This window comes from Streptomyces xanthophaeus, from assembly GCF_000725805.1.
Classification (GTDB): Bacteria; Actinomycetota; Actinomycetes; order Streptomycetales; family Streptomycetaceae; genus Streptomyces; species Streptomyces xanthophaeus.
Map to the genome: position 1 here is coordinate 88757 of NZ_JOFT01000049.1, position 8304 is coordinate 97060.

The 8304-nt window shown below is 74.8% G+C and carries 6 protein-coding genes; all 6 read right to left on the reverse strand.

Annotated features, from left to right (window positions below):
• Nucleotides 1-46: 46 nt before the first annotated feature.
• Entirely contained in the window at nt 47-1513 is a 1467-nt protein-coding gene (locus IO30_RS0126510) for a CitMHS family transporter (RefSeq protein WP_031146855.1), read from the reverse strand.
• Nucleotides 1514-1586: 73 nt separating this feature from the next.
• Nucleotides 1587-3929, reverse strand: coding sequence for a molybdopterin-dependent oxidoreductase (locus IO30_RS46460; RefSeq protein ID WP_031146857.1), 2343 nt, complete (start codon nt 3927-3929; stop codon nt 1587-1589).
• Nucleotides 3930-4126: 197 nt separating this feature from the next.
• Entirely contained in the window at nt 4127-4747 is a 621-nt protein-coding gene (locus IO30_RS0126520) for a TetR/AcrR family transcriptional regulator (RefSeq protein WP_031146858.1), read from the reverse strand.
• A 35-nt stretch (nt 4748-4782) separates the two neighbouring features.
• Nucleotides 4783-6129, reverse strand: a complete 1347-nt coding sequence (locus tag IO30_RS0126525; protein WP_234321755.1) for a hypothetical protein — start codon at nt 6127-6129, stop codon at nt 4783-4785.
• A 29-nt stretch (nt 6130-6158) separates the two neighbouring features.
• Entirely contained in the window at nt 6159-6497 is a 339-nt protein-coding gene (locus tag IO30_RS45565) for a hypothetical protein (protein WP_031146862.1), read from the reverse strand.
• A gap of 464 nt (nt 6498-6961) precedes the next feature.
• Nucleotides 6962-7792, reverse strand: a complete 831-nt coding sequence (locus IO30_RS0126535; protein ID WP_031146864.1) for a cupredoxin domain-containing protein — start codon at nt 7790-7792, stop codon at nt 6962-6964.
• Between the last annotated feature and the right edge of the window lie 512 nt (nt 7793-8304).

Below are 8304 nucleotides of genomic sequence, written 5' to 3' on the forward strand. Positions count from 1 at the left end.
TACAAACTAGCGCCGGTAGTTTTATGAGCGCCAGGGGCCACGGGGATCAGATGATGCCGAAAAGCATCCCTGCCCCCAGCACCACCAGGGAGGTGAGGGCCGCCCATTTCACGGTGAATCGGGTGTGGTCGCCGAACTCGACCTTCGCCATGCCGACGAGCACGTACACGGCCGGAACCAGCGGGCTCGACATGTGCAGCGCCTGGCCGACGAGGGAAGCGCGGGCGATCTCGAGCGGGGAGACCCCGTGGGCGGCGCCGGCCTCGGCCAGGACGGGCAGCACGCCGAAGTAGAAGCCGTCGTTCGACATGAAGTAGGTGAGCGGCAGGCTCAGCAGGCCGGTGACGAGCGCCATGTGCGGGCCCATGCCCTCGGGAATGGTTCCGACGAGCCAGTCGGCCATGTGCTTGACCATGCCGGTGCCCGAGAGGACCCCCGTGAAGACGGCCGCGGCGAAGACCATGCCGGCGACGTTGAGGACGTTGTCCGCGTGGGCGGCGATCCTGGCCTTCTGGTCGGGCATGTGGGGGAAGTTCACGGTGAGGGCGAGGGCCGCGCCGAGCAGGAACAGCACCGGGATCGGCAGCAGCTCCATGATCATCGCGGTCAGGAGGGCGACGGTGAGGCCCGCGTTGAACCAGTACAGGCGCGGGCGCAGCGTGGCCCGGTGGGGGTCGAGGCCCTGGAACCCGTCCTCGTCGGCTTCGGTGGCGGCGGTTCCGGAGGCGGCTGTTCCTGAGGCGGCGGTATGCGGGGCGGCTCCCGACGGCGCGGCGGAGCCGGTACGGACGGCGGCCTCGCCGGTCGCCGCCTTGACGAGCTGCTGCTCTTCCGCGTGCCCGCCCGTGAGCTCCTCTGCGTGCTCCGCCGCGTGCTCCTGCGTGCCCGGCACGGCCAGGACGCCCACCCGGCGGCGTTCCTTCAGTCCGAGGACGTAGGCGAGGAGGAAGACGAAGAGCAGCCCGGTCGCGAGGGCCGGGATCATCGGGACGAAGATGTCGGCGGCATCGAGCTTGAGGGCGGTGGCGGCGCGTGCCGTGGGGCCGCCCCAGGGCAGGGTGTTCATGACGCCGTTGGCGGTGGCGGCGACGCCCGTCATCACGACCAGGCTGAGGCCGAGCCGCTTGTACAGCGGGTACATGGCCGAGACCGTGATCATGAACGTGGTCGACCCGTCCCCGTCGAGCGAGACGATCGCGGCGAGGACGGCGGTGCCGACCACCACGCGCATCGGGTCCGCCTTGCAGAAGCGCAGGATGCCCCGCACGATCGGGTCGAACAGGCCGACGTCGATCATCACCCCGAAGTAGACGATGGCGAACATCAGCATGGCGGCGGTCGGGGCGAGCTTGCCGACCCCGTCGATGACGTAGTCGCCGAGGTGGGCGCCCTGTCCTGCGAACACGCAGAAGAGTGCGGGGATGAGGACGAGCGCCGCGATGGGCGACATTTTCTTCATCATGATCAGGACCAGGAAGGTCAGGATCATGGTGAAGCCGAGGAAGGTCAGCATGCAGGGAACGTAGGTGCCTCCTCCATGGGCCAACAAGACGTCGACGCGTGAGCAATACGAGCAAAACCCCAGCTCAGGGCAGGGGTGTCAATTCGACGGGGAATCCGTTGAGCACCGCGGTGCCGGACAGCGGGTCGAGCCGGGTGCCGTCGAGCAGCTGGTTGACGTTGGCGCCGGGCTCGGCCGAGGCCACGGAGAGCCGGGCTCCCGCACGGTCGTGCCCCCAGCCGTGCGGAAGGCTCACCACGCCCGTGCGGACGGTGTCGGTGACCTCGACGGGGACGTCCAGGCTGCCGCCGTCGGCGGTGATCCGGGCCCGGCCCCCGTCCGCCAGGCCGAGGCGGTCCGCGTCCTGGGGGTGGACCTGGAGGGTGCAGCGGTTGGAACCTCCGACGAGGGCCGGGACGTTGTGCAACCAGCTGTTGTTGGACCGCAGGTGGCGGCGGCCCACGAGCACCAGGGCGGCGGGCCGGTCGGCGAGGGAGGCACGCAGCCTGGGGAGCTCGGCCACGATCGGGTCCGGCAGCAGCTCGATCCTGCCGCTGCGGGTCCTCAGCACGCCCGGGAGCCGGGGCCGCAGCGGGCCCAGGTCGATGCCGTGCGGGTGCGCCAGCAGCCGCTCCAGGCTGAGCTCCCCCGCAACGACCGCACCGGCGCGGGTTCCTGCAGCGGCGGTGCGCTCACCCGCGCCCGGGACGGCGTCCGCATCGGCTTCGGCTTCGGCGCCCGGGGCGGTGTCGGCTTCATCGGCGACGGCGAGGCCGAACTGGTCCCCGTACGGCCCGAGTCGCAGCATCAGGTCAAGGCGGCGCTCGGGGCCGCTGCGGCCGGTCAGCAGCCCGGCGAGCTGCGCCGGATCCTTGCCGTGCAGCGGGGAGCGCGGGTCGGCGGTCTCCTTGGCGAGGGTGGCCTGCACGGCCAGGTCGTCGACGGCGGCCGGCCCGGCCGAGCCGTGCATGCCGGAGACGGCGAGGACGAGGCGCGCGTGGATCTCGCACTCGTCCATCAGACCCGCTTCGAGCGGGACGGCCGGGCGGGTGTAGCGCACCTGGTCGCGGATGGCGAAGGCGTTGAAGGCGAAGTCGAAGTGCGCGCTCCGCGAGGGCGGCGGCGGGGGCAGCACGACATGGGCGTGGCGGGAGGTCTCGTTGAGGTACGGGTCGATGCTGACCATGAAGTCGAGCCCGGCCAGGGCCGCGTCGAGGCGCCGGCCGTCGGGGGCGGACAGCACGGGGTTCGCGGCGATGGCGATCAGGGCGCGGATCCTCCCCTCGCCCGGGGTCTCGATCTCTTCGGCGAGGGCGGCAGTCGGCAGCTCGCTCTTGACCTCGGGGTGGCCGCTGACCCGGCTGTGCCAGCGGCCCAGGGCGAATCCCTTGCCCGGTCCGGCCGGGCGTGGCCGGGGACCGGCGGCCGGGAGCGGGAACAGGACCCCGCCGGGCCGGTCGAGATTGCCCGTGAGGATGTTGAGTACGTCGACCAGCCAGCTGGCGAGGGTGCCGTGCTCGACGGTGCAGCTGCCGATCCGCCCGTAGACGGCGGCGGTGGGCGCGGCCGCGAGCTCGCGGGCGAGGGCACGGATCTCGGCGGCCGGGAGGTCGCAGGCGGGGGCCACGGCCTCAGGAGTGAAACTCCCGAGGGCGGCGGCGAGTTCCCCGAGGCCTTCGCTCTGTTCCGCCAGGACTCCGGGAGCTGTGAGCTTCTCGTCGAGCAGGGTGTGCGCGAGGGCGGCCAGGAGCAGCGCGTCGCTCCCGGGGCGGGGGGCGAGGTGGCGGTCGGCGAGCCGGGCGGTGCGGGTGCGGCGGGGGTCGACGACGACCAGGGTGCCGCCGCGGGCGCGCAGGGCCTTGAGCCGCCCGGGGAAGTCGGGGGCGGTGCACAAGGAGCCGTTGGACTCCACCGGGTTGGCCCCGAGAAGGAGCAGGAAGTCGGTGCGGTCCAGGTCGGGGACCGCGATGGCGAAGGGGTCGCCGAACAGCAGTCCGCTGGAGACGTGCTTGGGCATCTGGTCGAGCGTGCTGGCGGTGAACAGGTTGCGGGTGCCGAGGGCCTTGAGGAGCAGGGGCGGGTAGAGGGCCCCGGCCATGGTGTGGACGTTCGGGTTGCCGAGGACGACACCGACCGACTGGGCGCCGTGCTCCTGGACGAGGGCGGGCACGGCGTCGGCGATGGCGTCGTAGGCCTCCGCCCAGGTGGCCTCCTGGAGGCGGCCGTCGCGGCGGACCAGTGGGGTGCGCAGTCGGTCGGGGTCGGCGTCCAGCCCTCCGAAGGCTGCGCCCTTGGGGCAGATGAACCCGCGGCTGAAGACGTCGTCGCGGTCCCCGCGGGCGCCGGTCACGGCGGTTCCCTCGATGGTGAGGGTGAGACCGCAGGTGGCCTCGCAGAGCGGGCAGATACGCAGGGCGGTGCGGGGCATGGGGCCCTCCAGGGGCGGCAGGCTGCGGCACGGGCATGCGGGGCCCGACGAGCATACCGACCGGTAGGCACGGCGGGGAGGGGGCGGAGGGGCCGAGGTCCGGCCAGGACCGGACCGGACCGGACCGGACCGGGGGCGGGGGTGGGGGTGGGGCGGGAAACGGCAGTGTGGGGCGGGGAACGGCGGACGGGGCGAGTTCAGTCCAGGACGCGCGCGAGGTAGGCCTGCATCATGGCGCGGGTCTCGGCGACGATGTCCGGGTCCCCGGCCGGATCGGACCGGAAGGCCAGCTGGATCAGCGCGTCCGTGGCCTCGACCGCCACGAGGACGGCCCGCGCCAGGGCTGCGTCCGGCGTGAGCCCGAGGTGGGCGGCGAGGAGTTCGGTGAGGCGGGGGGGGGCCCGGGGGTTGGGGGGGGCCGCCGGACCCTCGGGCGGCGGTGCGGGCACGCCGAAGTCGACGAGCGCGAAGCCGGGGACGCTGCGCTTCATGGCCAGGTACTCGTCCAGCACGGCGTCGACGGCGGGCCGCCAGTCGGCGGCCGGGAGCCCGGCGAGCCGGGCGGCGATGCCTTCGGCGTAGCGGTCGAGGTTGCGGTGGGCCAGGGCGATGGCCATGGCCCGCTTGTTGCCGAAGAACCGGTAGACCGAGCCGATCGGCACGCCGGCGCGCAGGGCGACGGCGCGGGTGCTCAGGTTCTCGTACCCGGTCTCGTCCAGCAGTTCGGCGCAGGCGTCGAGGATCCGGGCGAGCCGGTCGGCGCTGCGCTGCTGGACGGGCGTACGGCGCAAGGGGTGGGCGGGGGGCACGGGGTACATCATGCCGCTCTTCGCCTCCTTCGTCGGCGGGGACCTCAGTTCAGCAGGAGGCTCAGCCCCCCGAGGGTGTAGGTGATCATCAGCGCGAGCAGGGGCAGCTGGCCGGCCACTGCCTTCGCGGGCGGGAAGAGGCGTACGGAACGGTCGTGCGCGGCGACGACGCCGAGCACGTGGCCGGTGACGACGGCGACGACCTGGAGGGCGGCGAGGCCGCCGGGGCCCAGTGGTGGGGCGGGTTCGGGGGCGTTGTCAGTGCCGAGTGCCATGCTCACTGTGCGTGGTCCTTCGACTACCAGGAGGGAGAAGTAGTGGGCGATGAGATAGCCGAGCGCGATCGGCACCAGTGAGTGCGCGAAGGCGGTGAGCGGGCCGGGGTGCGGGCCGCTGACGAGGCGGGTGGCCGCCGCGCAGAGGCAGTAGAGGGCGGCGACGAGGGCGACGGAGCCGAGGAGTCCGAGCGTGGCCGTGGGGGTGCGGCCGAGGGGGGAGGTCTGTACGAGGTTGATCCAGGAGGGGTTGTCGGAGAAGCCGTCGTAGGCGGTGGAGCCGAGCAGGACGCAGACGGTGGCGACGAGTCCGGGCCGCTCGGGCGTCGCGTCGAGTCCGTGGAAGGGGTTGCGCAGGACCAGCCGGCCGTCGCTGCGGCGGCCGAGCGGGGCCAGCCTGGCCAGGAGGGCGCTGTACGCCTCGAAGGCGTCCCCGTCGGCGAACCAGCGCTCGCCGAAGCGGGCGGCGAGCAGGAGTTGGACGCCGGCGTAGGCGGCGAGGGCGATGAGGAGGGTGGTGGTGGATGCGGGATCGGGAGCGGCGAGTTCGAGCCAGGTGAAGGCGAACAGCCCGGCGGCTGCGGGCCATTGGCCCAGCCGGGCGGGGAGCGGGCGGTGGGGGCTGCGGCGGGGCAGCACCCGTTCGAGCAGGCCGTGCAGGGCACGGAGCGGGTTGAGCAGTCCCCAGACGGGGCCGAGGAGGAGGGAGGCAGGGACGAGTCCGACCCAGAAGAGGACGTAGACGGCGCCGGGAGCGGGGTTGCGCGCGGGGTCGTCGGGGCCGAGGAGGAGGTGCAGGAGGAGCAGCAGCACGGCGAGGAGACCGAGCCCGCGCAGAGCGGCGCGGGTCCGGGGTCCGTCGGCGGCCCGCTGGAGGGCGGCGGGCAGGGCGGCCCCGGAGCGGTCTCCGCGGAAGCGGGAGGTGGACCAGAGCAGGCCGAGGGCGAGGAAGGAGACGAAGAGTGCGGTGAAGGCACCGGCGAACGCGTAGAAGGGAGAGATGGGGAGGTCGTGCTGGGATCCGATCCCGTGCGCGAGAGCGGTGAACGGTTCGGCCGGGTACGGGACCACGCCCTGGCCGAAGCCGCCACCGCCCGCGCCGGGGCCGGGGCCCATGCCGGGGCCGGTACGGAGCCCGGCCGGGCTCACCACTGGCCCACCGGGGTCCGTATCGCGCCTCGGCCCGTGGAGTGTGCCACCCGCCGGCCCGGGACCGAGGCTCCGGGCTCGGGCTCGGGCCTGAGCCCGGCCGTCCAAGCCGAGCCGCCGCGTGCCCCGCCCAGCGGGGGCAGCGCCGACGAGGTCCCGGCGGAGCCGGAGGCAGCCGGGGCCGGGAGCACGGATGCGGGTGCGGGCCCGGGGGGCAGCCCGGACCCGGGGCCGAGGCCGGGCACGGGCTCGGGGCCGGGCACGGGCTCGGGGCCGGGCACGAGCTCGGGGCCGGGCACGAGCTCGGGGCCGGGCACGAGCTCGGGGCCGGGCACGGGCTCGGGGCCGCACCCGGCCCCGAGCTCGGCTGCGGCTACGGCTACGGCTACGGCTGCGGGCCCGAGCCTGGGCCCGGGGGCGGCCGGGGAAGTACACGCGGCCGCACCAGCCAGCGCCTGCCTCGCTGGGGGCAGGTGCGGGGCTGCTGGCCGGGCCGCGAACGCAGCGATGCGCGGGGCCAGGCGCGGGGCTTCGGGCAGGGACAAGGACCTGCACAGCACCACCGGAACGGCCTGGGGCAGGCATCTGCGCAGGGCTGCGTCCTGGCCTGGCACGGGCCCTGACGGGCACAGGGCAGCGGCCTTGGCTGCCACGGGCCCGGACGTGCACAGGGCAGCGGCCTGGGTTGGGCGCGGGGCCGCGGGCCGGCGCACCGATGTGGCCGCGGGTGGCTGCGGGGCCGGGGGCTGGGCTGTGTGCGGGGGCGCAGGCGGGCTCAGGCTCGGGAGCGGGCGCGGGGTCATCGGACGACGAGTTGGGTCAGGAGGAGGCCGGACTCGTGGGTCTCCACTTCGAAGAGGCCGGTGCGGTCGGCCGTCAGGACCAGGGTGGCCTCCTGGCCTGCCGGCAGGGCGAGTTCCTTGTCGTAGCCGTGGACGTGCAGGGTGTCCTTGCGGTCGCTGGTGACGCGCAGGGCCACGCGTTCGCCCCGCTTGATCTCGGTGCGGCCCGGGGCGGGGCTGACCTTGCCGTCCCGGACGGTGACGGTGACCGTCCGGTCGGGCTGGCTCTGGCCCGGGCCCTGGCTCTCGTTCGGCGCGGGGGGCTGGGGAGTGGTGCCGTGGCCGTGGCCTCCGGGGGTGCCCGGGGCGGGGGCGGTGAGCTGGGTGGTGCCCTCGACCGGTTTGCCGGACACGGCCCAGGCGGTGTGGTCGTCGGCGTAGAGGCGGACGGTCAGGGTGTGCGCGCCCTCCGGGACCTGCGCGGCGGGCAGGTGGTACCAGGGGCCGTACAGCCGGGCCAGTTTGCGGCCGTCGAGTTCCAAGTGGGCGTGGCCGGCGCCCGCGAGGGCTGCGCCTCCGGCGCTGTCGGGGGTGAAGCGGAAGTTGTCCACCGTCAGCTGGAGGTTCCAGCCGTCCTCGGAGTCCGGGCGGGCGGCGAGCTGGACCTCCGGCGCGCCCTTGGCCGGCACCTCGCGGAGCCGGTGGCCCGAGCCGTCCTCGGCGGTGAGCAGGGTGCCCACGTTGCCGGAGGCCTGCTCGTGGGTGGTGCCGGGCTTGTGGTGGGTGGTGGCCCGCCCGCCGCACCCGGTGGTCGCGCTGCCCGCGAGGAGCAGCACGAGGGTGAGCAGGGCGGCGGTGCGGGCGGCCGGGCGGGGCCGCGCCGCGCGGGGCGCGCGGGCCCGTCGGGCGAGCGGGGCGCAGGCATCGCACCGGGTGCGGTCCTCGGGCCGGTCGGTCACAACAGGGCCTCCTGTGGTCGGTTCCGCCGGGGCGGCTTCTCCTGCCGGGCGGATCGGGGTCGCATGGGCGGCCGGACGGGTGGGGGTTCCCGCCGCCGCAACCGGGTCTGTGCTGCCCGACTCCGGCAGCGGGAGCTCCGGCTCCGGGATCCCGGCCCCTGAGCCGGCAGTCGGGCCGCCGCGGCCGGTCGGGGCCGGGCCCGGTAGCAGTGCCCGGTGGCCGGCTCCACCGGGCACCGGGCACTGCCCCGCTACGCCCCCGCCCGGGGGCTCCGGCCGCGGCAGTACGCCCCCTGGGCGCCGGTCGGAGTCAAGGCCCGGTCAGGGCGTCGGCACCGGGGCCGGGGTGGGTTGTGGGGTCGGGGGCGGGGCCGGGGTCGCGGTGGGTGGGGGTGTGGGGC